This window comes from Cytobacillus firmus, from assembly GCF_023657595.1.
Taxonomy (GTDB): domain Bacteria; phylum Bacillota; class Bacilli; order Bacillales; family Cytobacillaceae; genus Cytobacillus; species Cytobacillus firmus_B.
In genome coordinates this window covers 2,052,812-2,079,807 of sequence record NZ_CP098323.1, presented here as the reverse complement: position 1 = coordinate 2,079,807, position 26,996 = coordinate 2,052,812, and the positions used below count along the sequence as shown (strand labels likewise).

Annotated in this window: 25 protein-coding genes, 1 pseudogene and 1 riboswitch; of the genes and pseudogenes, 6 read left to right on the top strand and 20 right to left on the bottom strand. The window is 40.8% G+C overall.

Annotation, left to right across the window (positions count from 1 at the left end):
• The first annotated feature begins 1 nt into the window (after position 1).
• Complete coding sequence (locus tag NAF01_RS10595) at positions 2-1,087, top strand: AI-2E family transporter (RefSeq protein WP_048010173.1); 1,086 nt, start codon at positions 2-4, stop codon at positions 1,085-1,087.
• 107 nt (positions 1,088-1,194) lie between these two features.
• Positions 1,195-2,244, top strand: a complete 1,050-nt coding sequence (locus NAF01_RS10590; RefSeq protein WP_163141303.1) for a M42 family metallopeptidase — start codon at positions 1,195-1,197, stop codon at positions 2,242-2,244.
• Positions 2,245-2,284: 40 nt separating this feature from the next.
• Here the strand turns inward: NAF01_RS10590 and NAF01_RS10585 are convergent, their stop codons facing one another.
• Positions 2,285-2,839: a M15 family metallopeptidase gene (locus NAF01_RS10585; protein WP_261391476.1), complete on the bottom strand. Its 555-nt coding sequence runs from the start codon at positions 2,837-2,839 to the stop codon at positions 2,285-2,287.
• Between the two features lie 220 nt (positions 2,840-3,059).
• Here NAF01_RS10585 and NAF01_RS10580 point away from each other — a divergent pair, with 220 nt between their 5' ends.
• Complete coding sequence (locus NAF01_RS10580; protein ID WP_035330463.1) at positions 3,060-3,251, top strand: CsbD family protein; 192 nt, start codon at positions 3,060-3,062, stop codon at positions 3,249-3,251.
• A gap of 53 nt (positions 3,252-3,304) precedes the next feature.
• On the opposite strand, the gene NAF01_RS10575 is transcribed toward NAF01_RS10580, so the two are convergent.
• From NAF01_RS10575 to NAF01_RS10525, 11 genes are all read right to left on the bottom strand, one after another.
• Positions 3,305-4,291, bottom strand: a complete 987-nt coding sequence (locus tag NAF01_RS10575) for a C40 family peptidase (RefSeq protein ID WP_222499490.1) — start codon at positions 4,289-4,291, stop codon at positions 3,305-3,307.
• 286 nt (positions 4,292-4,577) lie between these two features.
• Positions 4,578-6,455 (bottom strand): selenocysteine-specific translation elongation factor, encoded by a 1,878-nt coding sequence (gene selB, locus NAF01_RS10570; RefSeq protein WP_250802255.1) that lies wholly within the window; start codon positions 6,453-6,455, stop codon positions 4,578-4,580.
• Between the two features lie 78 nt (positions 6,456-6,533).
• Positions 6,534-7,334: a type II pantothenate kinase gene (gene coaW / locus NAF01_RS10565; RefSeq protein ID WP_250802254.1), complete on the bottom strand. Its 801-nt coding sequence runs from the start codon at positions 7,332-7,334 to the stop codon at positions 6,534-6,536.
• Positions 7,331-8,062 (bottom strand): YwaF family protein, encoded by a 732-nt coding sequence (locus NAF01_RS10560; RefSeq protein WP_250802253.1) that lies wholly within the window; start codon positions 8,060-8,062, stop codon positions 7,331-7,333. Before NAF01_RS10560 ends, coaW begins: the two co-directional genes overlap by 4 nt.
• A gap of 68 nt (positions 8,063-8,130) precedes the next feature.
• A complete protein-coding gene (locus NAF01_RS10555; RefSeq protein WP_197215064.1) occupies positions 8,131-8,505 on the bottom strand; it encodes an SET domain-containing protein in 375 nt (124 codons plus the stop codon).
• Between the two features lie 37 nt (positions 8,506-8,542).
• On the bottom strand, positions 8,543-9,220 hold the full coding sequence (locus NAF01_RS10550) for a Dph6-related ATP pyrophosphatase (RefSeq protein ID WP_250802252.1): 678 nt from the start codon (positions 9,218-9,220) through the stop codon (positions 8,543-8,545).
• A gap of 65 nt (positions 9,221-9,285) precedes the next feature.
• Positions 9,286-12,420: an AAA family ATPase gene (locus NAF01_RS10545; protein WP_250802251.1), complete on the bottom strand. Its 3,135-nt coding sequence runs from the start codon at positions 12,418-12,420 to the stop codon at positions 9,286-9,288.
• Positions 12,417-13,562: an exonuclease SbcCD subunit D gene (locus tag NAF01_RS10540; RefSeq protein WP_222499484.1), complete on the bottom strand. Its 1,146-nt coding sequence runs from the start codon at positions 13,560-13,562 to the stop codon at positions 12,417-12,419. Before NAF01_RS10540 ends, NAF01_RS10545 begins: the two co-directional genes overlap by 4 nt.
• Before the next feature lie 172 nt (positions 13,563-13,734).
• Complete coding sequence (locus tag NAF01_RS10535) at positions 13,735-15,021, bottom strand: Na+/H+ antiporter NhaC family protein (protein WP_222499483.1); 1,287 nt, start codon at positions 15,019-15,021, stop codon at positions 13,735-13,737.
• A gap of 86 nt (positions 15,022-15,107) precedes the next feature.
• Positions 15,108-15,212, bottom strand: a riboswitch (SAM riboswitch).
• A gap of 158 nt (positions 15,213-15,370) precedes the next feature.
• On the bottom strand, positions 15,371-15,955 hold the full coding sequence (locus NAF01_RS10530; protein WP_222499482.1) for a DUF421 domain-containing protein: 585 nt from the start codon (positions 15,953-15,955) through the stop codon (positions 15,371-15,373).
• 116 nt (positions 15,956-16,071) lie between these two features.
• The gene (locus NAF01_RS10525) at positions 16,072-16,272 is read right to left on the bottom strand and encodes a cold-shock protein (RefSeq protein WP_009334826.1); all 201 of its coding nucleotides are present in this window, start codon (positions 16,270-16,272) and stop codon (positions 16,072-16,074) included.
• A 339-nt stretch (positions 16,273-16,611) separates the two neighbouring features.
• On the opposite strand from NAF01_RS10525, the gene NAF01_RS10520 reads away from it, so the two are divergent.
• Positions 16,612-16,890 (top strand): phage holin family protein, encoded by a 279-nt coding sequence (locus tag NAF01_RS10520; protein WP_396021350.1) that lies wholly within the window; start codon positions 16,612-16,614, stop codon positions 16,888-16,890.
• A gap of 50 nt (positions 16,891-16,940) precedes the next feature.
• Here the strand turns inward: NAF01_RS10520 and NAF01_RS10515 are convergent, their stop codons facing one another.
• The 4 genes and pseudogenes from NAF01_RS10515 to NAF01_RS10500 form a co-directional block, all read right to left on the bottom strand.
• Complete coding sequence (locus NAF01_RS10515) at positions 16,941-17,267, bottom strand: hypothetical protein (RefSeq protein ID WP_163141315.1); 327 nt, start codon at positions 17,265-17,267, stop codon at positions 16,941-16,943.
• A gap of 127 nt (positions 17,268-17,394) precedes the next feature.
• Positions 17,395-18,150 carry an SDR family oxidoreductase gene (locus NAF01_RS10510; RefSeq protein ID WP_250802250.1) on the bottom strand — a complete coding sequence of 252 codons (756 nt, stop codon included), beginning with the start codon at positions 18,148-18,150 and terminating at the stop codon, positions 17,395-17,397.
• 327 nt (positions 18,151-18,477) lie between these two features.
• Positions 18,478-18,625: pseudogene (rpmG, locus tag NAF01_RS10505) on the bottom strand (50S ribosomal protein L33).
• Positions 18,622-19,827: a GTP-binding protein gene (locus tag NAF01_RS10500; RefSeq protein WP_197246136.1), complete on the bottom strand. Its 1,206-nt coding sequence runs from the start codon at positions 19,825-19,827 to the stop codon at positions 18,622-18,624. Before NAF01_RS10500 ends, rpmG begins: the two are co-directional and overlap by 4 nt.
• Before the next feature lie 295 nt (positions 19,828-20,122).
• On the opposite strand from NAF01_RS10500, the gene NAF01_RS10495 reads away from it, so the two are divergent.
• Together NAF01_RS10495 and NAF01_RS10490 are read left to right on the top strand one after the other, a co-directional pair.
• The gene (locus tag NAF01_RS10495; protein ID WP_227886955.1) at positions 20,123-21,115 is read left to right on the top strand and encodes a permease; all 993 of its coding nucleotides are present in this window, start codon (positions 20,123-20,125) and stop codon (positions 21,113-21,115) included.
• A gap of 10 nt (positions 21,116-21,125) precedes the next feature.
• On the top strand, positions 21,126-22,100 hold the full coding sequence (locus NAF01_RS10490; protein ID WP_250802249.1) for a TIGR03943 family putative permease subunit: 975 nt from the start codon (positions 21,126-21,128) through the stop codon (positions 22,098-22,100).
• Positions 22,101-22,132: 32 nt separating this feature from the next.
• Here the strand turns inward: NAF01_RS10490 and NAF01_RS10485 are convergent, their stop codons facing one another.
• The 4 genes from NAF01_RS10485 to NAF01_RS24970 all read right to left on the bottom strand — a co-directional run bounded on the left by NAF01_RS10485 (position 22,133) and on the right by NAF01_RS24970 (position 26,987).
• The gene (locus NAF01_RS10485) at positions 22,133-23,821 is read right to left on the bottom strand and encodes a methyl-accepting chemotaxis protein (RefSeq protein WP_250802248.1); all 1,689 of its coding nucleotides are present in this window, start codon (positions 23,819-23,821) and stop codon (positions 22,133-22,135) included.
• A gap of 358 nt (positions 23,822-24,179) precedes the next feature.
• Positions 24,180-25,205 carry a VanW family protein gene (locus tag NAF01_RS10480; RefSeq protein WP_048008808.1) on the bottom strand — a complete coding sequence of 342 codons (1,026 nt, stop codon included), beginning with the start codon at positions 25,203-25,205 and terminating at the stop codon, positions 24,180-24,182.
• A gap of 163 nt (positions 25,206-25,368) precedes the next feature.
• On the bottom strand, positions 25,369-26,865 hold the full coding sequence (locus NAF01_RS10475; RefSeq protein WP_250802247.1) for a sodium/proline symporter: 1,497 nt from the start codon (positions 26,863-26,865) through the stop codon (positions 25,369-25,371).
• On the bottom strand, positions 26,862-26,987 hold the full coding sequence (locus tag NAF01_RS24970) for a hypothetical protein (RefSeq protein WP_261391473.1): 126 nt from the start codon (positions 26,985-26,987) through the stop codon (positions 26,862-26,864). Before NAF01_RS24970 ends, NAF01_RS10475 begins: the two co-directional genes overlap by 4 nt.
• Positions 26,988-26,996: the final 9 nt, after the last annotated feature.

The window sequence follows — 26,996 nt, the reverse complement described above, 5'->3', positions numbered from 1 at the left end:
CATGTGGATCAATAAACCATTTTTTAAATATGCAGCAGGCACTATCTTCGTGTTAATCATCATTTTCCTCCTTGGGAAAATTGATTATTTCTTATGGCCGATCCGTGCCCTGATTGCAACTATTTTCTTCCCTGTTTTAATTGCCGGCATTTTTTACTATATTCTAAGACCCCTCGTCAGGCTGGTTTCAAGGGCTGTGCCAAAAACAGCGAGCATTCTGCTTATTTTTGCTGCGGTCCTGGGTTTAGGATATTTAGGTTTTAATCTGCTGGGCACAACAATTGGCAGCCAGATAGCAGAAATCAGCGAAAATCTGCCTGCTAAGATGGAAGACTTATCGGATGAAACGGAGAAAGTGGTTGAGGAAAATAATATGGGCATGTTCTCCTATGACCGTGTAAAAAATAAAGTACTGAACTTCCTGGAAACACTTTTATCAGGGGCAGGAGAAAATGTTATGAAAGTTTTTTCTACCATTACTAGTATTGTCACTGTCATCTTTGTTGTACCTTTTATTCTTTTCTACTTCCTTAAGGATGACCACAAGCTCAGGCCTTTTCTTTTAAAATACCTTCCTGACAAACACGAGGAAGAAGGCCAGCGGATTTTGGGGGATATAGACAAGACCTTATTTTCCTATGTAACCGGCCAGTTTATTGTGGCAGTCGTCGATGGCGTGTTAATGTATGCCGGATATATGATTATCGGATTGGAATACGCATTGATATTAGCTGTGTTTGCGATGTTCCTGACTGTTGTCCCTTTTCTTGGTCCTGTACTCGGAATCATTCCTGCAGTATTCATCGGGTTATTGCAGGGACCGGGAATGGTATTGAAAATTATCATGGTACTGATTTCAGTTCAGCTTCTTGAAAGCAATCTCGTCTCACCTCATGTGATGGGCAAAAGACTTAACCTCCATCCGCTTACAGTCATTATTATCTTAATGGCAGCAGGATCGATTTATGGTTTTATCGGAATCCTGATTGCTATACCTTTTTATTCTGTCATAAAGGTTCTCGTAAAAGACTTCAGAAGGTTTTACCGATTAAGAACAAGGAAAAGCCTGCTATCCGAAGAGATTTAATCAAATGGACTGCCGTTATGGCAGTTTTTTATTTATAGCACATGCTTATCCCGACAAATAACAGTATAATAAGAATTGCGTGAGAATAATTTGAGAGGAGTTTTTGAATGGCATACCCGAGTACAAAAGAAACGATCAGCTTATTAAAAAAGATTGTTTCAATTCCAAGTCCTTCCGGAAATACAAATGAAGTGATTACATATGTAGAAAAGTTTTTAAACGAGCTTAATGTGGAAACGAAGCGCAACCGGAAAGGAGGACTTATTGCAACCCTTCCTGGAAAAGACGAAAATAATCACAGAATGCTGACTGCGCACGTTGATACCCTTGGCGCGATTGTAAAGGAAATAAAGCCGAGCGGACGCCTGAAGATTGATTTAATCGGCGGATTTAAATACAACTCGATTGAAGGAGAGTACTGTGAAATCGAAACATCATCAGGCAAAAAATTCACCGGCACTATTCTGATGCATCAGACTTCTGTTCATGTCTATAAAGATGCCGGGAAAGCTGAAAGAAACCAGGAAAACATGGAAATTCGCCTTGATGAAAAAGTACATAATGCTGACGAAGTCCGTGGGTTGGGAATCGGGGTCGGTGATTTTGTATCCTTTGACCCGCGTGTGCAGACGACCCCTGCAGGCTTCATTAAATCACGCCATCTTGACGATAAGGCTAGTGTGGCGATCCTTCTTCAGCTGATTAAACAGCTGAAAGCCGATAACACTGAGCTGCCGTACACAACCCATTTCCTCATCTCAAACAATGAAGAAATCGGCTATGGCGGCAATTCCAATATTACAGCGGAAACGGTCGAATATCTGGCTGTGGATATGGGTGCGATGGGTGATGGCCAATCCACTGATGAATATACGGTATCCATCTGTGTGAAGGATGCAAGCGGTCCTTATCACTACGAATTAAGAAAGCGTCTCGTGCAGCTTGCCGAGGAAAATGGAATCGGGTACAAGCTGGATATTTACCCATTTTACGGTTCTGATGCATCAGCAGCCATCCGTTCCGGCCATGATATCGTACACGGCTTGATCGGCCCAGGAATTGATTCATCACATGCTTTTGAGCGTACACATGAGGATTCGATTGAAAATACTGCTAAACTGCTGTATCACTATGTACAATCTGAGATGATTATTTAGCAAATAAAGAAACTGCACTCGAGTGCAGTTTCTCTTATTATCATTCGGCTTCAGGCGGCCCCTTCCCTCTCTGCAGCTCCCAGATAGAAAGACCGAAATCCATTTGAAGGTGTGGATAGTCCTTGAATTGTGTCCAGTCTCCACCCCATTCAAAACCAAGGTCCTTTGCAATCTTAACAACCTCCATCCAATCGGCCCTGCTGTTGCCGTTGCCGTCATAATTCATGTCCCAGATCACCTGGCCATCTACGGACATCAGTGCGAAATCAATTGCCAGGCCAAAATTATGGTAGGACTCCCCGCCTTTTGCATGGGTAACAATATTTCCCTCAGCAGTACGGCCTTTTTCATATAAAGCATCCTGTTCTTCAATGCTTCTGAAATCCTGGGTGATGACTACGTTAATGCCCTTATCAGCAGCCTCGGCAATCAGCTCGTCTTTCTTATCTTCAACCAAAGGGTGAAGGGAAGTTGGTGGCGGCACATCAGGGAAATCAGTTTCTTCTATAAAATGAATATATTGATAGATTAAAAGTCCGCAAGCTGCAGGGACTAATAAAAAGACAATAAAATTTCTTAGTTTTCTAAAAAGCAAGGTTTTTTGTCCTTTCTTTGTGGGTTCCACAGATTGCTGTTTCTTATTGTAACAAGACTTTGTGAAAACTTCACCTTTCATAAATTGTCATCGATTATTATTTTAGTCCTTACTGCAAATAAAATAAGTGCAGCTGCTGCCAGGAAAAAAAACTTGGGTAGTTTTGAATAATAGAATTTGGGTAAACAATAATCAAACAGTAATAGAGGAGGAAATACAAATGAACAGAGATCAGACAAATGGCAATGCAGATCAATTAAAAGGCGAACTTAAAAAACAATACGGCAAATTGACCAATAATGAATCCAAAGAAGCTGAAGGAAATATGGATAAAGTAAAAGGACAGGCCCAGGAAAAATGGGGAGATGCAAAAGAAGCACTGTCAAAGACTTTCAATGATCGGAGAGATTAATAAAAATACTCAACGCCGAATTAGAGGCGTTGAGTATTTTTAAGAGCAGGTTATTAGAAAGTTGTTTTAGCTCCTAAATAACGAGGCTTCCAATATGAATTATTCATGTCGCTGATTTCTACACCTCGTGATGATCCAGCATGAATAAATTTGTAATTGCCAAGATAGATTCCGGCATGGGATGGTCCGGACTTGTAAGTTTCAAAGAAAACCAAATCCCCAACTTTTGGTGATGCAACATGTTTTGTGGCATCCCAAATGGATGCTACTGTACGAGGAATAGAGATTCCCACATTACCATATACATAGTTCAGGTAGCCGCTGCAGTCAAACCCTGCAGGTGTGCTGCCTGCCCATTCATAAGGTGAACCGATGTATTTCTTTGCCTCAGAAACGAGTTCATTCACCTTTGATGTCGATTGAGCTGCAACCTGTGATTCAGCCGGCTTGCTTGTTGCTGAACCGGATACCTTTAGAGTTTGGCCAGCATAAATTAAGTCAGAAGAAAGATTGTTCATTGCTTTTAATTGTGAAACCGATATGTTATGGCGAGATGCAATCCCCGAAAGAGTGTCTCCTCTTTGGATGGTATAAGATCCAGTGCCTGCCGGAGCAGAAGGTGTAGCTGTTTGAGCAGAGCCTTTAACTTGCAGCTTTTGCCCTGGATATATCGTGTCACTGCTGATTCCGTTAAGGCTCTTTAGTGTCCTGACCGAAAGGCCGTGATTTCTTGCAATTCCCCATAAAGTATCGCCTGATTTCACAGTGTAGCTGACTGCAGCGCTTTGAGACCCGCTTGTTGAATCGTTATGGCTGTGCGGTGCTAACAGAGTCAGGGCTTGTCCTTTATATATTGTCGATCCTGAGATACTATTCCAAGTCTTTAACTCTTCAATTGAAAGATTGTTAGAGCGTGATATTCCCCATAATGTGTCGCCAGTCTGAACAATATATTTATTTTCATGAGCACTTGCTTCTCCATTGAACGGTGTAATCAAAAAACCAGCTGTCGCAGCCAATGTAAGTAGTTGTTTCTTCAAGTTGTACACTCCTTAAATTTCTTTGACATCCTAATATTAGTAATTATTCTAGTAAAATCCTACCCTAAAATTATGGATAAACAGGTAAAATAATCTATAATTTCATATAATTGCATAAAACGGTCAATCTGTAGTAATTTCGACACGGATATATTGGTAAAAAAGGGTAACTTTTCTGGTGTAACCGGGTAGTTTTTCATTGTTTAACTGAATATTTTAACTAAACTTTCTTTTATACAATAAAAATAGACCAGCCCTTAAGGCTGATCTATTATTAACAAACTCTTTACATCCAGATTCTCTTATTTTCTGTTCTGCGTGTCATTCCTAAAGAATCAAGTTTTTCGAGAAATGGAATCATATACTTTCTGGAAAGACCTAATACTTCCTTTGCACTGCTTACTTCAAATTCAGCATCTGTTCTCTTTTTTAATTCTTCTACTGCTGCCCTAAAATGATCACCGTGCCAAAAGTATTGTGAATCAAGCGGTATGACTATTTCCTGGTCTTCTAAATATCGTTTTAGATCGCCTTTTAGATTCTCAGGGATTCCTGCGGAAGCGTAATATTCATCAAACGGCTTTACTTTATAGCCATCTCTTTTTAATTCAGCAAGAAGGTTGTCAGTACGTTTTTGCCAGCTTTTCGGTACATGAGGATGAAAACCTTTATTCTGCAAAAACTGACCTTTTCGTTGAAATGCATTTTTTTCAATACCTGAATTTAAGACAAATTCAACCAGTATTTTTGGATATATATTTTGCATTGCCTGCAGCAATTCTGCTTTATTGGCCCCTTGCCTCATTGGATTTTCCAGATGGAACTCATTCAGGCGGTCAGCTATTTCTTCCTCTATTGCCTCTTGGATGGCTGCTAAAGTGAATTCCTTGCTGCTGATGCCCTGGAAATCTTCTTCTTTAAGTATTTCTTGAACCGTCAATTCATCCAGTGAAGTCTTTGCTGTAATCTCTGAAAGAGAAAGGACCTTATCTTCGAACAACACGGCTATTATGCGATCTGTCGGTGTTCCTTCTTTTTTCCTGCTTAAATCCTCAATGGTTTTTTGGCCGAACCGGTACTTTTCTCCATTGGGATCAATAACCCAGCCCCCCCCGATGGTCTCCTGGGGACTTGGCCGTCTTAAAATAAACCGATCTCCCCTTTTTGCTACCACTTCCTCTTCCAAACGCAGCTGGCAGAGAATTTCACCTTCTGCATTGGATAATTCATTACGGTCAAAAAAGACGATTTTGCCCATGACTTCTGCCGTACCAATATGGCATTTAATCGGCATTCTCTGTTTGACGATATGCTCTAAATCCCCTACCATTCTTACAGCTACATCAATGGTTTTTGTGACGCTGAAATGCTCAGATGAAACAAGGACCTCCCCCCGCTCTATATCCTCCTTCGAAACACTCGCAAGGTTAATCGCCGCCCTTTGCCCTGCAAATGCTGCTTTTGCAGGCTGATGATGCACCTGCAGCTGGCGTGCCCTGGTCTCGATGCCATTTGGCATGATTTTTAGAAGCTGTCCCTCTTCTACTTTTCCTTCATAAACAGTGCCTCTGACTACAGTACCCTGCCCTTTCACCGTGAATACCTGATCGATTGGAAGCCGGAAGGCGCCTTTTGCATCCCGTGTGTCCTGTTCTTTCAGGGTTTGGATAATCAGCTGCTTTAACTCTTCAATTCCTTTGCCTGACAGGCTATCTGTTAACATAAATGGAACATCTTCAAAAATAGTTCCTTTCAGTTCCTCAAGAATTTCTTCTTTTACAAGATCGGTGAACTCTTCATCGACACGATCAATCTTTGTTATGGCGACAATGCCATTACGGATCCCGAGGAAATCGAGAATTTCCAGGTGCTCTCTTGTTTGGGGCATTACTCCTTCATCGGCTGCGACAGCAAGGATGACTAAGTCTATCCCTGCAACACCGGCAATCATCTGTCTGATAAAGCGTTCATGACCTGGTACATCCACTACTGATATTTGAATTTCCTCATCTTCATGCAAAGGGGCAAATCCCAGTTCTATGGATATCTGCCTTTCTATTTCTTCTTTAAGCCTATCTGTATCCACATTTGTTAATGCTTTCGTCAATGTAGTTTTTCCATGATCGATATGGCCAGCCATACCGATTGTAAAATATCTTTTCATTAAATCTGCCACCTGCTTCTTTTGCATTCTTTTTCAACTGTATCCTGAAAAAAAGAATCTTTCAATCATCTGGTTTTATCAGGACAGCAGCGCACCTAGTGCTCCACAGTAAGTTCCGTTCTGAATAAAAACAGGTTTTTTGCCAACCATAGCGGTATATTTCTCTAAAAGGTGCTTTAATGGGGCATTTTGCAGAAGCGTGCTTCCTATATAAATGATATCGTCGATTTGGTTCCGAACTGCTGCCTGAGTGCTTAGGAGTACAATCGTTTCTGTAATCATGTTAGTTAAGCTGGCAGCTTTGTCTTCCTTACTTATCTGATCATCCTTAATCTTCCCAAAATTACTGGCAGTCAGGCTTCCATCTATCGGCGAATCGAATGGTGAATAAATATCATTGACCATTATATCTGCATTCTCTGCTTTCCCGCTGCCAGCCAGCGAAACGAGCCTGATGAAATCCTTTTCACCAGTCAGTAAACGTCCCAGACCCATCAATGTGCCCCCGCCGATGCCGCTTCCGGAAACCCTTGAGATTTTCCCGCCGCTGTTTAGGCAAATCGATGTCCCTGTGCCTATAATACTTAAGATGAAATTCTGATAGGTTAATCCATCTTGCTTAAGCAAATAGGATGCACCTATACTGGAAGACTCAAATTCAGGAAAGATCAGGGCATTTTGAAAATACTCTTTTTTTAGATATTCAGCCTTCCCGCCTGTCAAGGCAACTTCGGCATCAGCAGCAGTCATCTTAAGCCAATTCATTAAATTATCCAGCTCATTAATCAGATAGTTTTTATAATGGATTTGTCCTTGTTCTTCAAATGCCATCTTCAGCAAAGAACCTCCGGCATCAATCCCTATTTTTGCAGGTTTCATGCAGATTCCGCCTTTCCATCTTTATTTTTGCCAATCATTTTAAATGGAAGCAGCAGTAATAAAAACAGGAATAATGCCGCTATTTCCAGTGTTATTATGTAATAAGGATAAGGCCCAAAGTAATCTAATAATGAATTATTCTGCGGCTTACGGGCCAGAAACATATAGTTCCCGCCCGTTAGCTTATTTGCAAAAAATGCCGCAGCTGCACAGAGGTTTAAGAAGACAAAAGATTCGATCAGACCCCTTCCTGTTGGTCTGAATTGACGAACAAACACGAAATAAAGACAAGTCCAGATGATTAGATTATGAGTAATAAAAAATTGAAAAAATCGGAAATGAGGAAAGCCTAAAAACAGCTCAGGAGTCAGAATGGCCATTAACGCACCTGTGACGCCGATGTAATAGACAATTTGGAATACGGCCTTAGATTCCGTTGCTAATAATACTAAACAAAGAAGTAAGCTTATGGAACAAAGCTGAAGCGGCAAAGTGAAGGAAATTTCCCAATAGCCTCCAATATAAAGCCAGAAATGATAGAGGAGCTCCAATACAAAAAGCAAGAGAAACATAATCATCCTGAGTTTCCGGTCATATCTTTTTATAGTTTTTCTGAATATGTATAAAAACACCGCAACTCCAGTAAATAATGCAATCATGGCAATATGGGATAGGGTAAAAGTACTGAAAGGGAAAGCTTGATAATTGTGAGAAAAAAACTGAGACAAACTATACCCTCCCTTCTGGCCTGGAGACTATAACTCCCCGGCCAGGAAAGAGGTGGACTCCAGTAAAATTATTTATTAAACCAAAGGGGATCATCATTTTCAGCTTCCCCATTATAATTAATCAAAACCTCTTCACCTGCTTTAATATCTTTATAGGCGAAAAAATCAAACGTATGGTTGTCAAAGTTAATATCATATACTGCATTTGGCTGGTAGGAATGGTTGAAAAGCATTCCATAGCCTAATAAAAGGGCACTGTGATTTTTCCCGTATTCAAATGCATAGTCTGCCAGAGTGGTTTTTTCAATATGCTGATGCTCATTGTTTGGATAAGGAAGAACCGGAGCCTCATGAATCAGTTCACCCTTCTTGATATCCCGAGTAGCAAAGACTCCTCTGTTATGTTCGCCATCGCTTACTGCTGATGTCTTAATTTCAATCATTTCATTACCTGCACATTCCCGTCATTGACGTTTATTATTATTTTACAGCGAGCCTAAACTCGCCAAATTCCAATTTCTTTGTTGTCTCAAGCTGAATCACTTCAGGAGAGTCCAGCTGAATCCTATTAGAAAATAGCGGACCGTCATACACAAATGTATGATATTCACCTGATTCACCCATCGGACATACGGGCTCACCTTCTATTTTGCTTACAAAGTCATAATCAAGTTCTTTGCCCAGCCAGGAATTGTCCAATACCTCTTCCAGAACCCGTATGACTTTGGCTTTATAGCCTGATACCACAAAGGCTTTTAAAGCCTTAAGACTATCCTTCTCCTCCATCCATAGAGGGTATACCGCATCCAATCCTGCTTCAGCCGCTGTTTTTTCTCCCCATTCACGGTGTCCATCCAAGTAAAGATCCCCATATGCAATGCCTGTAATCCCATATGTATCTTTTATTTTTCTTAAATCACTCACAAAACGTTCAGAGTAATCTTCAAAGGTACAATAAATAAACTCTGCAGGTATGGATAAACTTTTAGCCTGAAGCTGGATTAATTCCTTTTTTTCCCCATGCCCAAAGGTTCTGCCAATTTCCTGCGGAACCGTTGTCAGAAGACATGCAACCTCATACCCCTGTTTTACCAGAACATCCAGAGCCAGACAGCTGTCTTTGCCGCCGCTCCATGATAAAACGACTTTCTTACTCAAGAGTCATCACCAACTTTAATAGTATGGGAAAAAGGATAGGAGGTCTATCCTTTTTCCTCTGAATCCTAATTTAAAAATTGAAACTGTGTTCGGCTTCCTGTCTGGCTTGCAGTTACTTCCAGACGCGCATCTATCCTTTCCTTCAGCTCAGGAACATGCGAGATAATACCTACTAGCCTTCCGCTGCTTTGAATTTCGATCAATGCTTCTATTGCCTGATCCAATGATTCGGGATCTAGTGTCCCAAATCCTTCATCAATGAACATCGTCTCAAGAGATACGCCTCCTGCGTATTGCTGCACCACGTCTGCCAGACCAAGAGCAAGTGCAAGCGCGGCTTTAAAGCTTTCCCCGCCGGATAAAGTTTTAACATGCCTTTCCTGCCCAGTGTATTGATCAAACACAAGTAATTCCAGGCCGCTTTGTGCGTTGCCCTTTGAACGGTCTGTTTTTCGAAGCAGCATATATCTCCCGCTGGTCATCTTCGATAAACGTCCGTTGGCTTCCCTCAGTATATCATCTAAAAATGCCGCCAGGACAAAACGTTCAAAAGTAATACGGTAAGTGTTCTGCCCTTTGGAAATTTCATATAAGTGTCCGATTACTTTATACCTTTCCTCAAGGGTCTTCATATCTTCATTGATTTCTTTGATTTTTTGCAAAGTCTCTTCATTTTGCTTTTTCTTCATAAACAGATTTGTATATTGATCCTGCAGCTGTTTCAATTGATCATCGGTTTCCTGCAATAATAGCTGCAAGCTTTCCATGTCAGGTTTTTCAATCCCTTCTAAGAGTTCCACCAGTTCAGCGTATCTGTCTTGAATAGAACGGACTTCTTCCCGATATTCCCGAAGTTCACCTTCAAGCTGCCTGATTTGATCTTCTGATTTTTTGGCATCCCGATATTCTCCGTATACTTCAAAGCCCTGGTCCTTCATGCGCTGTACAAAATTCTGCCTTGCAGCTGCAAGCTTTTGCTCGTTTTTAACAGCCTGCTTTTGAAGTGTCTCGAGCTTTGCCTGTTCTGCCATATGAACCGACTTTGCATCTTGATAATTCTGCTGGGCAGTTTCCAGCTGTCTTTGCATAATTTCAAGTTTTTCAGCCGCTTTTTTAAAACTTGACTCGTAAGCTTCAACAGACCGCAGGTTTTCAGGAATTGTGTCCGTCATCCTCGCTAAGTTGCTTCTCTTTTCCGCATGCATAATGGCAGCGTCATTTATTTGGCTTTGCAGAAGGTCAATTTCTGCAGCCAGAGATTCTTTCATCTCCTGTGAATTTTCTAACTCTACTGTACAGTTTTCCAGTCTTGAAGATTTCTCCTTCAGTTCTGCATCAAGTGTCAGCAAATCCTTTTTTTGATCGGCAAGTGTATTTTTCAGCACAAGCAGACTTTCAGGTTTAAAATCAGGACGGTGCTTCTGTATTTGGGCTTTTAATTCCGCTAATCCACTTTCACTGGAATTCAGCTGAGACCGAGCTTCATAAAATGCAGACTCTGCTTTCGCTTTCTCTGCTTCCATTTCAGCTGCCTGTTTTTTTGCTTCCTTCAGATCTTTTTCATCAGGAATATCTTGAGGAGAGACAGCTGGATTTGGATGGTGTTCTGAGCCGCAGACTGGACATGCCTCTCCGTTTTGAAGCCTGTCAGCCAAGATTGATGCCTGTCCATGAAGCCATTTGCCCTCCAGTTCATCTACAAGCAGTTTGGCGTCAGTCAGCCTGGACGAAGTCTGCTCAAAATAACTTTTTTTCTTGCTGAATGCATTCAGTGATAAGAGATGCTCTTTATGAAGCTCTTCATATCTTTGAAGCCGTTCTATTTCGTCTGATAGTTTCTCCAGGTTTCGTTCATTCTCAAACTGTACGAGCCTGCTCTTTTCAATGTCCTGCTTTTCTGCAGCAAGTGTTTTTATTTGCAGATCAGCTTTTAGGAGGGCTTCATCTTTCTGTTTTTTTTGAAGCCTGAGGTTTTCAAGATTTTTTTCAAGAGAACGGACAAGCTTTTCCACTTTTGCATAAGAGAGAATATCCTCTTTCATACTTTGCAGGTGATTGACCTGTTCGGCAGCTTGTTTTCTTTCTTCCTCCCGGTTCTTTTCAGATTCCCATTTTTCTTGCTTTTCTTTTAGCAGAGATTCAAGAGTGCCTATTTTTTTCTGAAGTCCCTCAATATCAGCATGTGCTGCATCCAGATCTTTCTTCAGTTCATGACAGAGCTGCTCCTGCTGACTAAGCAGTGCTGCTTTGTGGGCGAGAGCGATGGCATTCTCTTTGACAGTATATTGGTCTTTCAGCTCTTCAAGCTCTTCTTTCCGTTGCTTAAGCTCTTCTTTCATCTTCAGCTGTTTAAGCACCATTTCTGCTTCATAGAGCTTTTGCTGAAGATGATCTCTCTGTTCCTTCTTTTTCCTGCCTGCTTCTGTCAGCTCGGCAAGACCTTCTGCCATCTCCTTAATTTCCTCTGCTAGGAGCGGCAAGAGCAGGGTGTCATTAACACTTCCTGCTTCGAGGTACGTTTTCAGCTCCCCGCTGTATACAGGCTGCACATGATTAAAGTATTGATCTCGCAATTTAATCTGTTCTTCTACCGCTCTTTTTAATTCAGTTGCATCTTCTTTAAGTTTTTCTTCGATGCGCTTGTATATTTGAGTATGGAATAACCGCTGCAGAATGATTTCCTTATCCTTGCTTTCAGAAGTCAGGAGCTTTCGGAACTCTCCCTGGGGAATCATCAGAATTTGCCTGAACTGATTGCTGTCAATGATCATAATTTCTTTTATCTTTTCATCAACATCCCTGACATTTGAAGCCAGGAGCTTTTGCTCTCCATTTTCATCATATATATACAGTTCTGCTTTTGCACTTACTGTTGTTGTCCCATCGCCCCGCTCTTTTTTCTTTTCCTGCTGAGGAGATCTTATAATATGATACCGTTTATTTCTTAAAAAGAATTCCAGGGAAACCTCGGTTAGTGTATTATTTTTGGCAAACTGACTCCGAAGCTCAGGACCATTTCGATCTTCTCCGCTTGCCTTTCCATAAATGGCATAGCTGATGCCATCAAAAATAGTGGTCTTGCCTGAACCCGTCTTTCCGGATATGACAAACATGGTCCGATTTCCAAGTTGGGTAAAATCAATGCTTTCACTGTCTGCATAGGGGCCGAATGCCTGCATCGTTAATTTTAATGGCTTCATTTCAGGGCCTCCTCCCTAAGCACTTTTTCAATCACATCCGTCATTACTTGCTGTTTATCTTCTGTAAACTCAGAAGTAGTCATTTGTTCATAGAATTGTTTAAACAGATCAAGCTCCGACTTTTTCTCTTCCTTCATCGATAAGAATGAGCTTTTTTTCTTCAAATCTGTAACGGCAATTCTTCTTTCCAGATGAAGAACATTCGGGTAGACCTGTCTCAGCTTATTAATTGGATCAAGCAATGCGCCTTCATCAAAAAGGGTGATTTTCAGGTAGTCATCAAGATTCTGTTTTTCATAGAATGCTGGATCCATCAATTCATCTAAATGCCCTTCGATTTCTCTCAAGTCTTTTTGGGGCTTCAGTGAACGGGTACGCAAATCAAATTCGCCATTTTCCTTCATTTCTATAATTGAAATCGATTTTTCCTGTTTGGCTTCTGAAAAAGAATATTTTAAGAGGGAGCCAGAATACCGAATTTTTTCATGCTTTATGGCATCAGGACTATGCAAATGCCCCAGTGCTGTATAAGAGAAAGGATCAAAGGAACTTGAATGGACACAGCCTGTTCCGCCGACTGAAAGGGTCCTCTCCGAATCACTGGTAGAACCACCCAGGACAAAAGCATGTCCTACAAGAACGTTCGGTTCATTATGATTCAGGTCCTTTTCAATTCTGCTCACAATTGCCTTCATTGCATCATCATGGGAGTGTACACGGTCATCATCAAGCAAATGCCTGACCATTCCGGGTTCAGCATACGGAACCAGAAAAAAGTTCACACCATTAATATGTACGGGCTTAAAATCATTTGACAGTTTTCCAGACAAGTAGAACTTGCTTTGCTTATACCAGGAGCTTCCAAATGACAGCCTCTCTGCACTGTCATGGTTTCCTCCTATGGCAACCACAGGTGTATTAAGCTCTACATTTATTTTAAAAAGAATTTCATTCAGCAATTCTACAGCATCAGTGGGAGGTACGGACCGGTCATATAAATCTCCTGCAATTACGACTGCATCCGGCTTTTCTTCTTCTACCACATCAATAAATTGATTCAAAAAATGGCGCTGATCTTCGGTCATATATACACCATGGACCAGCTTGCCCAAATGCCAATCAGCTGTATGGATAAATTTCATATCTTACACCCTCTTTTCCTTGCCTGAGATACTTTCTGCAATATTACCATTATACCAAATCAAAAAACGGCAGAGGCTCAGTAACATTTCACAGAACATTCGTTCTAATTATATCATCAATTATTTTTAAAACACAGCATTGTTCAAAGAAAAAAGAGCCCGGCAGGCTCTCTCATTTATTGCTTTTTAACTTAGGAAAGTTGATCAGAATGGCAATAATACCGAAAATGCCAATTAATATTGGATAAATGGAATATGCCATGATGCTCACCGGCGAAATGGCAGCGAGCCCCGAAGCAGCGAGCATCTGTGCTCCATAAGGGATAGTCCCTTGTACAAAGCAGGCAAATATATCAAGTATACTTGCTGATTTACGCGGGTCAATCTCATATTGGTCAGCAATTTTTTTGGCAAGCGGCCCTGCAATAATGATGGCAATAGTATTATTGGCTGTAGATAGATTGGTCACAGAGACAAGCGACGCAATACCAAATTCTGCTCCCCTGCGGGATTTTATTTTGCTGGTAGCCATGTGAAGCAAGTAATCTATTCCTCCATTAACCCGGATGATCTCCACCAATCCGCCAATGAGGATGGCAATAATCGCAAGGGTCTGCATACCGGCCATTCCCTCAGCAATCATCTGCAGGAATGAAACAAACGTATAGCTGCCGTCAGCAATTCCAATCAGGCCTGCAAGAAGGATACCCCCGCTAAGCACAAGAATAACATTCATGCCGAACAAAGCTGCAGCCAATACGCCAAGATAAGGGACTACTTTTAAGAAGTTGAAATCTCCGCTGGTCACGACGCTTTCCTGACCTGCTGTTAAAATTGCAAGAATTATAGCAGTAAGAACTGCAGCAGGCAGTACGATTAAAAAATTCACACGGAATTTATCAGTCATTCTCGTTCCCTGCGTCCTGACCGCTGCAATCGTCGTATCAGAAATGACAGAAAGATTATCGCCAAACATTGCACCGCCAATTATTGCTGCCATGGCTAGAGCTACTGTAATATCTGTCTCTGCTGAAATGGCTACACCAATTGGAGCAAGAGCAACAACTGTCCCCATTGATGTTCCCATCGATAATGAAATAAAGCATGCAATGATAAAAATTCCGACCATGAGCAGATTCTGCGGGATAAAAGAGAGTGCAAGGTTCACAGTCGAATCAACCGCACCCATTCCTTTAGCCGTAGCGGAAAAAGCCCCTGCCAGGATAAAAATGATGGACATTAATATAATATCAGGATGTCCAGCCCCTTTTGTGAATATCTCTACTTTTTCCATGAATGGCTTTTTTCTATTCATTGCGAGCGCAATTCCGGCTGCTGCGGATACAATGACAATAATTGGTATGCTGTTAAAATCACCAGTTGCTATACCGCTGCCAATAAAAATAAGCAGGAAAGCGGCTAGCGGCAATAAAGCCCATGGATTGCCCCTGTTTTTCATTGAATTCTCCTTTAATAATGGATTTTCCAAGCAAAATAAAAAGACCCCTTCAAGCAAGAAGAGATCTTGATCTATCAATCGTTCTCTTCTTATCTGCCAAGCATCAATGCTTGCTGGATTTGGCACAGCGCTCTGCAGAGCCCGCTGCCGAGACATCTTCGGGCCAGCCCCTCCGTCTCTCTTGATAAGTGAATAGTATTAAATTATTCTAAAATAACTCACGTTTGAAAATTATACAGGAAACTCGCTAAACTTCAAGTACTTTTTTCTTAATGGAATTGGAATTTGAATAATGCTTAAAGGGGAAAGACGGAAGTTGAAATATAAAAAGCCGCAATGCGGCTAAAAACTAGTGAAGATCATTAGAATTCGGCAGGGAATGTCCCTTTTTCAGCTCCTGAAAAATATCATCTGATGCTTGATGAGCAGGCTGAACGGGTGACTGCAAAATTATTTCTCCCATCAGCCTTTTAAATTCTCCTACTGTCAAAGGCTTTGCATCATCCATTAATTCATACCCAAGCTGTCCATTTGGCTCAAGTGTAGCCATTTTAACATCTGAAATTTTAGTAATACCGTTGGTTCTGAGCCTCATTTCCAGCTGATCTGCTGTAAAGCGCAATTTCCTCATATTTGCTGTTTTTAATTTCCCATTCTCAATCACTATTTTGGATTTGCCTGTAATAAATTTTTCAATGAAATTGTATTTCACCTGCAAATATTCCATTATAATTAGTGATCCAACAAAGATTCCAGCAGCCACGATGGTCTTCCATACACTTGTCTCAATGATAGGCTGAATGATAATGGAACCTATGGAAATCATAACTACCGTTTGCGCCAGCGTCATTTGGGAAATAGACTTCCTGCCTGCTACACGTAAAAGCAAAACTCCTGCTAAAACCAGAATCACTGATTGCCAGGCAAAATTCATCTGGATACACCTTCCTTTTTCTAATAGGGTATGGAACTGGTGGAGGAATATTCAAGTTAGCGCAAAATAAAACAGCCTGACCTAATGGCCAGGCTGTTTTTGTATGGGTGTGTCGATTATAGTTTAGTTACGTTAGCTGCTTGAGGTCCGCGTGCACCTTCAACAACTTCGAAAGAAACTTCTTGGCCTTCTTCTAAAGATTTGAAACCTTCAGATTGGATAGCAGAGTAATGTACAAATACGTCGTTTCCGTCTTCACCTTCGATGAATCCGAAACCTTTTTCAGCATTGAACCATTTTACTTTACCGTTTTTCATGAAAAAAATCCTCCTATTGGCTAGAAAAAGCCATGTGTAAATTCACCATATACACGCTTATTACTTTACGTTCATTACTCATCCAGACCATTGCCTAACGGTTGAAAAAGCAGCTAGCAAAATATAACACGATGCATAACGGCTGATTCAAATTTAGCACTTATAGAAATGATTGTCAACTATTCTGCGCGTCTTTGATAGCATTTTATCAAACTATTCCGTCTTTTTCGAGCGTAATAATTCCCAAGCTTATTAATAAAATCTCTACTAATTTATAGACAAGCAGACAAACAACTTATAAGGGGATTTCATAAACTATATAAAAACATTAACCAGGGGGTGAGTGGATTGAACTTACTGGATTTTTTAAATCAGAATTATTACATGCTGGTCCCGGCTTTGTGGGTAATTGGGTATGCATTGAAACAGACACCCAAAGTTCCCGATTGGTCCATCGTATGGATTCTTCTAATGATTTCGATTTCTGCAGGCAGTCTTGCATTTGGCTTTTCTTTTGAAGGGCTCCTTAATGGAATCGTTGCAGCAGGCGTGGCGGTGCTTGGACATCAAATGATGAAACAGACTATAGAAGGTGCATACAGCAATAAAAAGAAATAGGTAATATTAAAAAAGTTCATCCAATTGGGATGAACTTTTTATATAATCTATTATTTTAAGCCGGCCAGGACTTTTTCTATATCTTCGGCAGTCATTTCGTGTGCTTTTCCAAAACTGTATACATGATTCGATGCCCAGTAATCATAAAGCCTGGCAAGATCATTTCGGTCATATACTTTATTGGCAAACGTGCTGAAAAAATAAACGATCAGAACATTAACGACATTTGGCGGCAGCTGTTTTCTGTTTGCAAGCGTGCCCAAAGCGATTTTTTCCAATCCTCTAATATTGCCGCCTGTTAAGTACTCAACCAGCTCAAGCGGGGAAGCAGTTTCACAATTCTGCACAAAATCAGGGTCATTTAATAAATTTAACATTGTTCTCTCCCCTCTATAACTTCTATTTATACACATTGGAGGAGATCAATAAACCCATTTGGGTATTTTGTATCGAAAATGATATAAATAGCTCTAATTTGTTAAGTAAATGTCACTTGCTTTCGTGTTAACCGCGTATGAACCCTCCCTCAGAATGAATCACCTGTCCTGTTATCCACCTTGAATCTTCTCCTGCCAGGAATGCTGCCAGATTGGCTGCATCTTCAGGCTGGCCGATTCTGCCCGCTGGAAACTTGGCCAATAGGTGATTTCTTATCTCCTCATTCATCCATGTAGAGTCAGTAGGTCCCGGGTTAATCGCATTTACCGTAATCCCTAAATGAGCAATTTCTGTTGAAAGCGACCTGGTAAATGCCGTTATGGCAGCTTTGGTAGAAGCATAAGCCAATTCGCCGGGCATTGGGCCAAGCTCTTGGCCGGAAGTCATATTAATGATTCGGCCGTAAGGCAAATTCCATTCTGGAAATCTTTTGGCGAATTCTGTACAAAGAAGACATACGGCTCTCATATTAACAGCATAGTGTGCATCCAGTGTTATTGCATCAAACTCCAGATATCCATCTCTTGTTGAATGGGCTGCATTATTAACAAGTATCATCGGATTTCCGACTGTCAAGGCAGCAGATTTCAGCACCTTTTCTGCTGATTGAACATTCGATAAGTCAATTTCGAGGCCTTTACATACGATGCCAGTTTCCGATAATTCCTTGCTGAATACTTTTTCCCAAAGGGGCTCCGCGTCCCAATAAGTAAAAAAAATATTAAAATTCTGGCTGGCTAATTTTCGGCAAATAGCTGCACCAATACCCTGATGGCTGCTGACACCTGTAACTATTGCGGTTTTATTCTGCTTTTCGATCATACAGCGTTCCCTCCATTTAGGGCCTGCCGGGACTGGCATGGAGATTGGATTCCAATAAAAATGCAGATACACAACAAGGTATCTGCGAATTTATGGTTTGAAATTCCACAGCAAGCATTCCTTGTTCATATCATTTTATAAATAGACAAACCTCTCCCCAAAAAAGCAGGCAGACGTTTATTAAATTAAAATGATTACAAGTTATGCCACATTTAGAATTTCAATTCCCCTTCCGTATATCTCCTAATTTGAGCATATCTGCAAGACCAGGAAAAAGCAACATAATTTTTCAAATTGCTCTGTTATATGTCTGAGCTCAACCAGATATTAAAGGGAACGATTGTGTAATTTTGTTTCCCTGTGCTTAGTGTACCTTTTTAGCTTTGGAGAGTATTTCATTAATTCAATTCTTTCAGGATCTTTTGGCTGTTATATAGTTGCGATCCCCTGTTACAGTGCATGCCAATGCTCTCATATTATTTCCTCCATCATATTAGTTTGAAAAGCTGGCAGCCGGTCAGCAAGCCTGCTCCAATCTGAAATCATTTCTTTATCAGTTAGTAAACAGCCATCTAGACTTGATGCGATCTCTTCTGATTTCTTCATACCCAGGCCAATAAACACGAGCTCTGTCATCCTGTCTCCAAAATCCTTATCCCATCTATCAAGCAGTTCTGGTTCATCTTTTAAGATTTGGTTTCTCTCCATCTCTGGAAGTGCTGCAATCCATTTCCCTACCCCTTGCAGTGTTATAGATGGACCGGCCTGAGACAGGAGACCGGCTATGTCATTTCGTGAAGCCAGCCAAAAAAAACCTTTGGCTCTCACAATATCTACCGGAAAATCTTCAAGCCATCGCATAAATCTTTCTGGATGGAAAGGCCTTTTTCTTCTATAGACAAATGATGAAATTCCATATTCTTCAGTTTCCGGCGTATGCTCCTCATTCAGTTCCTTAATCCATCCTGCTCCCTGGCTTACTTTTTCAAAGTCAAAAAGACCTGTATTGAGTATTTCTTTTAATTCAACTTCTGAATTTACAGCTTTAATTATTTTTGCATCTGGATTTAATTTTTCCAATACAGCCTTCAGTTCATCAGCACTTTCTGAATCAACCAGATCCAGTTTGTTCAGCACCACGACATTTGCGAATTCAATCTGGTCAATTAATAAGTCAGCAACTTCCCGGACGTCACTTTCATCTGTGGCCTGTTTGCGGTCCAGCAGTGTTTCTCCGGATGCATAGTCATGCCAATAACGATTTGCATCTACAACTGTAACCATGGTGTCGAGCGTGCACCTATTTGAAAGATTAATTCCCAAACTTTCATCCATATAAGTAAAAGTCTGGGCAACCGGAATAGGTTCTGAGATGCCTGAGGATTCAATCAGGATATATTCGATATCCCCTTCGTTAACCAGCCTTTCCACTTCTATCATTAAGTCTTCTCTCAACGTACAGCAGATGCATCCATTTTGAAGCTCTACCAGTTTTTCATCGGTCCTTGAAAAACCGCCTTTTTTAACCATGGATGCATCAATATTGACTTCACTCATATCATTTACAATCACTGCCATTTTCTTATTGCCGCGATTATTTAAAATGTGGTTCAGCAGAGTGGTCTTTCCTGAACCTAAATAGCCGCTCAGTACAGTGACGGGTATCTTCTTTGTCATGGACTTTCTCCTTTTGAATATAAATAGTATTCATTACGATTTGCAATTGATTAATTCCCCCCTTGCTCTGATAAATCAAGAATTACTGGTGGGTATGGAGAAGTATCTGATAAATCGTAATTGTTTCGATTTAAATGATATTAAAATTTTTATGCGATTGCAAGGATAAACTTTATATCCTTTTATCCTCCAATTCTCCTATCCTTTCAAAATGCTCATAATCCCATTTACAATTTCATAAAATTAATATAGAGTATAAAACGAAATCATTACGATTTTAATTCAGGAGGATACTATGAACCGAATTTTTCGCAGCCATATTATTGATATAACAGGCATAATATTGATAGCCATTCTGGTATATTTAATATCTTTCAGCTCTGGATTAGGTTTGTCTTTTGATATTCCGACTTCCCTGTTAAATCTGAACGTAATCTTTATCAGCATTTTAATAGAAGCATTGCCTTTTGTGCTGATAGGTGTGCTGATTGCAGGGTTTATCCAAATTTTCATTACAGAAGACCATATTAAAAGGTGGATTCCGAAAAATAGAACAGCTGCTGTTGTCATGAGCTGTGTGGCTGGCGCACTTTTTCCAGCGTGTGAATGCGGAATTGTTCCTATCATCCGCCGTCTTATGTCCAAGGGTGTTCCAGTATATGCAGCGATTGGTTTTATGCTGACTGGGCCCTTGATTAATCCCATCGTTATTGCTTCTACATACATGGCTTTTGGAAACGATTTTGAAATGGCGGGCTTACGAATGGGATTGGGATTCCTAATTGCCATTATAGTTGCCTTTAGTGTGAGCATCTTCTTTAAGTCCGGGCAATTGAAGAAAACTCTTCATTTACCTCACAGCAGTGAAATCAATCGTCCTTTCCTGGACCGGATTTGGTCCATGCTGACTCATTCAATCGATGAATTTTTTGACATGGCCAAATATTTGATTATTGGCGCTTTATTAGCTTCCATTGTACAAGTCTATATGCCTGCAAAAACATTTATGCAAAATGCTGATAATCCAGTTGTATCCTTACTGATCATGATGGGCTTTGCTTATGTTTTGTCACTATGCTCAGAGGCCGACGCTTTTATTGGTGCCTCATTCAGCAGCATATTTCCTAAGTCTTCCGTACTGGGATTCCTGATCTTTGGTCCGATGATCGATTTTAAAAATACAATCATGATGCTTAGTGTGTTTCGGATGAAGTTTGTTCTTGGCGTATTAGCGCTGACTGCTTCTGTTGTCTTTTTCACGCTGCTTCTTGTACAGAATTTCATTTAGGAGGATTGCTATGAAAATCCATTTCCAGCAGGCATTAAGGGCACTGATTCTACTGGCTTTTTGCGGCCTGATTTTTCAGCTTCATTATACAGGCGACATAACCAAGTATATTAATCCCAAATATGTCCGCTTAAGCCAATCCGCTTCCATACTGATTTTATTTTTATTTTTTATTCAAATTACAAGAATATGGACTTTTAATAGAGAAAACGTTGTTCACGAACATCATCAAGGTCAGGACTGCTGCCATCATGATGTTGATACGTGTTCTCATCATCATGATCATGGAGATACACCGTTTACAGTAAAAAAGCTGCTGTCTTATTCCATTATATTATTTCCGCTATTAACAGGATTCTTCTTGCCTGCAAAGACGCTTGATGCTTCCATAGCTGAAAAAAAAGGCGGACTGGCCATACTTGGTAATCAAAAACAAGAGGTGAGCTCCTCGACAGGGTCTGATGAATCAGACTTTGACCTAGAAGACTATTCTTTTGAAGAAGAGCTGGAGGAAGCCGGGGAGCTGGAACATGACCTGTCTGTAAATGAAGAAGTAGAGGAAATATCCAATGAAGAGTTTGAGCAATTAAAAAAGGACCTTTATTCCGCTTCTGCTATTAAGATGGATGATAAAGTTTTTAGCTTGTATTATGAGGAAATCAGTAAGGATATTGATAAATTCATTGGCAGGGAAATTGAATTTCAGGGATTTATATATAAAGAAGAAGGACTTGCTTCCAATCAGCTTGTCATTTCGAGATTTTTGATTACGCATTGTGTGGCAGATGCAAGTATGATTGGCTTTCTATCAGAGTTGGAGGAAGCTCCGGACCTCTATGATAATATGTGGGTCAAAGTTAGCGGAGTTATAGATAAAGCAGCCTATAATGGAACAGAGATGCCGATGATTAAAATTAAGGAATGGAAAGAAATTGAGGAGCCGTTCATTCCATACCTGTATCCATTAACCATTAAAATCTTGTAGTAAAATTCAAAAGGGACTCAGCTGAGTCCCTTTTATAATTTAAATCTTGATACAAGTTCCTGCAATTCTTCAGAAAGTTTTGCAAGAGACCCCGCTGATGATGATACTTCTTCCATGGTGGCAAGCTGCTCTTCTGTTGCGGCTGAAGTTTCCTGTGAAGCTGCTGCGTTTTTTTCTGAAATGTCCTGCACATTGGACATAACATCAATAATCTGGGTGGTTAAGGCAGTCAGTTCTTCCACTGAGGATGAGACTTCTTCAACTTTGTATGTTACATCACCCATTGAATGGGCGATCTCATCAAAAGCTGCACTTGCTTCCATTGTATCTTCGAGGCCATCCCTTACCTGTTCATTTCCTTTTTCCATTGCCAGAACGGCATGCTTTGTTTCTTCCTGAATAAGCCCTATCATTTGCTGAATCTGAATGGCAGATTGCTTGGATCCCTCTGCCAATTTACGGACCTCGTCAGCGACAACCGAGAAGCCTCTCCCGTGCTCACCCGCCCTTGCAGCTTCAATGGCAGCATTGAGTGCAAGCAAATTTGTCTGTTCTGCGATATTCGTGATCAATTCAACGATATTGCTGATTTCTTTTGACCGGGATTCGAGCGTATAAATATGCTGAGCAGCACTGCCTACTGTAGTATTTATTTCATTCATTTGCCTTACAATATTATCGACTGAATTAGTGCCTTGTTTAGTTAAAAAATCTGCCTTTTCCGCTGCTTCAAGCATCAGCTCGCTACTTGAAGAAATTTGCTGCATTCCGGAAGCAATCTCCTTAATTGAAGAAGATACCTCTCTAAAACGGTAAAGCTGCTGTTCAGTCCCCAGAGCATTTTTCTGCGAAATAGCAGCTACCTGTTCAGAAGCCAAAGAACTTTCGTCTGCACTTGCAGCCAGCTGTTCACTGCTTGATGCCACTTGTTCTGATGTGCTTCTTACCTGGCTGACTAGAGACCTCAAGTCCTGGACCATTTTATTTAATGATAAAATAAACACTCCTATTTCATCCCGGTTTTTTACTTTAATAGAGGTCTGACTTAAATCTCCTCCTGCCACTTTGTCTATCGCTCCTGCAGCCAGGTTAATCGGCCTGGATATCATTCTGCTTATAAAATAAGCGATCAGCATGGCAGCAATAACGGCTGTAATCGAAATAATTAAAGTAATCGTCTGAGAGAATTTAACGCCAGAGACAGTTTCATTTATCCCGGCATTTAATTGGGATTCATAAAATTTTACAAGTTCATCCGCTTTTTTATTAAAATCCTGGCTGATCTGTTTATCGGAAGTTTCAACTAATGACATATAAGCATTATTTTCCTCCAGCTTAAACTTAATTTCTTTGTCAATAATGCTCTGATAGCGATTATGGAGCACTCCCAGTTCTTGCGCCAATTCCTTCTCCTTCTTATTGCCGGCTAATTCATTCAGTTTATTGATATGATGTTCCATCCTCTTGCGGGAACTTTCATAGTCACTCAGATATGTAGAGTCGCCTGTCAGGAGATAGCCGCGGATTCCCCCTGCTTCATTCATAAGCTCTGCCTTCAGTGTTTTTACAAGCATCACTTCAGAGACATTATCATCTATTAAACTTTGATAATTTCTGTTAACATTACCGAGTTCGTAATTTGATAAACCGGCGACAAGACCAAATAATAAAAGGACAGACAAAAACCCGAGGAACAGTTTTTTTGCCACAGATAATTTCATGCCTTTTCCTCATTTCCAGATATGATAGGATATTCTACTTATAATTTATCATGAACACAACTGGTAAGTCAGGTGCTTTTTACCTGGATCTTCAGATATTTACAGAAAATTCTCCTTCTTTCGCTATTATTTTCATAATAATACAAAAAAAATGCCGCTAATCCGGCTGGCAGATTAGCGGCGACTATGCAGACCAAAGATCCTTAGGGAGGAGATCTTCTATATTATTGTATTAAAAGTGACTGGAATGGTGTGGACAAACCCCTCCGCTATTTGCTTATTTTTCCATAACTTATTCAGTGCATTAAAAACAGCTCAGGCACCTAAACCGGAAATAAGTCTTAGGTGCCTGATGCAGTTAAACTGCTTTCTTAAGCATTCCCTCATACTTTTTTGCTGTTCTGATTTCAATTGTTAAGACACCATTTCCGAAGTTTGCTTTTACAAGAAGCGGGATGCCGGTTGTGTTTTCAAACCTGAAGTCTTTGCCTCCATATGAAACGGTTGCGTCCCGGCCCTTTGGGACATAACCCACCGTTACAGAATGGTGGTGTTTTTCTACATAACTGACCCCGACTTTATCAACAGCGTTGTATAGAGTGGAGGATGTTTGGCAAATACCGCCCCCAATCCCCATTACGAGCTTGCCATTAATGGCTTCCTCTGCAGGCTGATACCCATGTGCTTCATCACTGGGCCCCACTGTTGTATTAAAAGAAAAGTGATCTCCCTCACCAAGAATGATATTATTGATGGCTTCTGCTGAGAGTTCAATGTTTTTTGTCCTGCCTGCCACGCCGCTGTTAAAATTGGTACTATAGGATGCGACGATTACTTCTCCTAAATGAGGTACATCAGCAGGATCATAACCGCTTTCTGAAACATAGAGCGGCAGCTCAACATCCCCGCCGCTTACAGAAGCAGCGAAAATCTTATCCACTAATTCGCTTTCTTCAAGAATAATCTCAGGCTGCCCTTTAATGATATTGCCATCGGGACCAATTTTGTCAAGGGTCATCCTTTGGTCATAGCCTTTTATTGTATCCGTTCCTCGCGCTATTTCCTTGGCCCATTGGGAAAGATCTGCTTTATATTTTTCATCATCCTCACCAAATCCCATTTCAGCAGGGCTGAAGGTCTTTAGCACTGTTTTTGCATCAGGATCGATGACATTAACCACAACCGGCTTTATTTCTTCCTTCTTTTCTTCCTCTTTAGCCTGCTCCTCTGCCTTTGCCTCCTCTTTTGTCTTATCTTCTTTAGACTTCTCTTCCGCGGCCTTTTTCTCCGGCTCATTATCGCCGGCAGTTTTTCCTGAACACCCGGCTAATCCTATGAAACAGACAATAAACAAAAGTGCTATTCCCCATTTTCGCTTAGTCATTTTTCCCCCAGCTTTTTTAAATATTTGCTTCCTTTCTCTATATAGAAAGCTGTTTCCATTTTCTAATTGTATTCACCGGCGGAAAGGGGTATTCCTGCCATTCTGCAAGTTAAGTTGTACCTTTTTACCTATTTTAAAAAACACCCGCGGAAGTTTTCTTAAACTATGAAAGATTAGCTGCAGCAGGATCGGTTTTAGCAGCCTGACCGGGCTTATCTTCAAAAATTGGGCTGGATGCCGGTTTTGTGATGAGGGAGATTCCAACCAATGATAAAGTAGAGATGATCATAGCAATAGCACCAGTATCAAGTGCCGGAACATAAATCCCTTTTACTTTCAAAATGTAAAGACCAAGGCTCGAGATGAAACCTAATGCAGATGAGCAAATAGCAGCTGTCTTTGTTGCGCGCTTCCACAGCAGACCAATGCTCAATACAGGCAGCAATGAGGCTGAGAAGATTCCCCAGGATGCATTGCCAAGCCAGCCAACGAGATCAGGCGGATTTAGTGAGAGCAGGAATGTAATAGCAATGATGATAAGAGTAAACCATCTGGATAGGGCCAATTCCTTTTTCTCCGGTAATTTTTCACCTTTCTTAATAATCTGCTGGTATATATCTCTTACAATCGATGAGCTTGCTACTAGAAGAAATGCTTCGCTGGTTGACATGATTGCTGCCATTACAGCGGCAAATATGATCCCGGCGACAACAGGCGGGAAAAAGTTTTCGATAAACATTGGGGCCACCATATCAGGAGTTGCCGGTGCTGCCATTTCCCCGCGGTTTACCATTACGCGTGTATATAATCCTACAAACCATAATAAAGCTGTTAATGCGTAAGTGGATGCCGCTATAATGCAAGCCCACTTAAGCATGGAAATTTTTCTGATCATATAAAATTTGGTTACCACATGCGGCTGTCCCTGATGTCCAATTACATAAATGAAGAAATAAGAAATAAAAGCAAAAATTCCGATTGGGCCTGTAGTATGGAAGGCCTGAACCATATCAGGATTAATAGCTGTCAGTTCAGCATTCATCTGGGACATGCCTCCAACCATTCTCATTCCGCCTATGAAAACAATTAAAGAGCCAACAATCATAACAATCATTTGAATAAAGTCTGTCCAGACGGCACTGATCATTCCGCCGCCAACAACATAAACCGTTAATATGGCCACTCCTATAAATAAAGCAAGTTTATAATCAACTCCTAAGACAGTTTCAAGCATATTGCCCAATGCTTTATATTGAGCCATCTGATAGCCTATTGCTCCTCCAAGAATGGCAAGTGCAGTAATGGCCCGCACTGTTTTACTGTTATAGCGGATTTCCAATAAATCCGGAATGGTCAGAGCGCCAAATTTTTGTGTAATTCTCCTCATCGGCTTAGCCAATACCAAAAAGCTTACAAAAATCCCGGCAGTGGCAAAAATACCGATCATAAAAATGGCATAGCCATGCTCATACACAAGCCCAGTCAATCCAATAAAACCGTATCCGGACATGGTTGTGGAAGAGACAGCCAGGGCAACAAGCCACGGGCCAAATCTCCGGCCCCCGGTATAGAAGGTGTCCATGTCTTTCTGATGCTTCATCGATAATAACCCTATAACCAGGATTACAAGCAGATAGATAATTCCGATTGCCAAAATCATAAAGCATCATCCTCTTCCTCTTTATTTTTAAATGCCAATAATCCCCATAATCCAGCGGCGGCCAATGACAGCGGCCAAAAAACAAATAACATAAAAGTCATTAATGGCGATAATCCAAACATTTTTATTCC

Bases quoted from the DNA above. Each gene is read 5' to 3' on its own strand.
- NAF01_RS10580 (WP_035330463.1), top strand. From the start codon at position 3,060: ATGAACAGAGATCAGACAAATGGCAATGCAGATCAATTAAAAGGCGAA.
- NAF01_RS10500 (WP_197246136.1), bottom strand. From the start codon at position 19,827: ATGACAAAGAAGATACCCGTCACTGTACTGAGCGGCTATTTAGGTTCA.
- NAF01_RS10480 (WP_048008808.1), bottom strand. From the start codon at position 25,205: ATGACTAAGCGAAAATGGGGAATAGCACTTTTGTTTATTGTCTGTTTC.
- NAF01_RS10525 (WP_009334826.1), bottom strand. From the start codon at position 16,272: ATGAAAAACGGTAAAGTAAAATGGTTCAATGCTGAAAAAGGTTTCGGA.
- NAF01_RS10510 (WP_250802250.1), bottom strand. From the start codon at position 18,150: ATGATCGAAAAGCAGAATAAAACCGCAATAGTTACAGGTGTCAGCAGC.
- NAF01_RS10475 (WP_250802247.1), bottom strand. From the start codon at position 26,865: ATGATTTTGGCAATCGGAATTATCTATCTGCTTGTAATCCTGGTTATA.
- NAF01_RS10490 (WP_250802249.1), top strand. From the start codon at position 21,126: ATGAAAATCCATTTCCAGCAGGCATTAAGGGCACTGATTCTACTGGCT.
- NAF01_RS10530 (WP_222499482.1), bottom strand. From the start codon at position 15,955: ATGAATTTTGCCTGGCAATCAGTGATTCTGGTTTTAGCAGGAGTTTTG.
- NAF01_RS10535 (WP_222499483.1), bottom strand. From the start codon at position 15,021: ATGAAAAACAGGGGCAATCCATGGGCTTTATTGCCGCTAGCCGCTTTC.
- NAF01_RS10590 (WP_163141303.1), top strand. From the start codon at position 1,195: ATGGCATACCCGAGTACAAAAGAAACGATCAGCTTATTAAAAAAGATT.
- NAF01_RS10495 (WP_227886955.1), top strand. From the start codon at position 20,123: ATGAACCGAATTTTTCGCAGCCATATTATTGATATAACAGGCATAATA.
- selB (WP_250802255.1), bottom strand. From the start codon at position 6,455: ATGAAAAGATATTTTACAATCGGTATGGCTGGCCATATCGATCATGGA.
- NAF01_RS10595 (WP_048010173.1), top strand. From the start codon at position 2: ATGTGGATCAATAAACCATTTTTTAAATATGCAGCAGGCACTATCTTC.
- NAF01_RS24970 (WP_261391473.1), bottom strand. From the start codon at position 26,987: ATGTTTGGATTATCGCCATTAATGACTTTTATGTTATTTGTTTTTTGG.
- NAF01_RS10545 (WP_250802251.1), bottom strand. From the start codon at position 12,420: ATGAAGCCATTAAAATTAACGATGCAGGCATTCGGCCCCTATGCAGAC.
- NAF01_RS10555 (WP_197215064.1), bottom strand. From the start codon at position 8,505: ATGATTGAAATTAAGACATCAGCAGTAAGCGATGGCGAACATAACAGA.
- NAF01_RS10485 (WP_250802248.1), bottom strand. From the start codon at position 23,821: ATGAAATTATCTGTGGCAAAAAAACTGTTCCTCGGGTTTTTGTCTGTC.
- NAF01_RS10540 (WP_222499484.1), bottom strand. From the start codon at position 13,562: ATGAAATTTATCCATACAGCTGATTGGCATTTGGGCAAGCTGGTCCAT.
- NAF01_RS10515 (WP_163141315.1), bottom strand. From the start codon at position 17,267: ATGTTAAATTTATTAAATGACCCTGATTTTGTGCAGAATTGTGAAACT.
- coaW (WP_250802254.1), bottom strand. From the start codon at position 7,334: ATGAAACCTGCAAAAATAGGGATTGATGCCGGAGGTTCTTTGCTGAAG.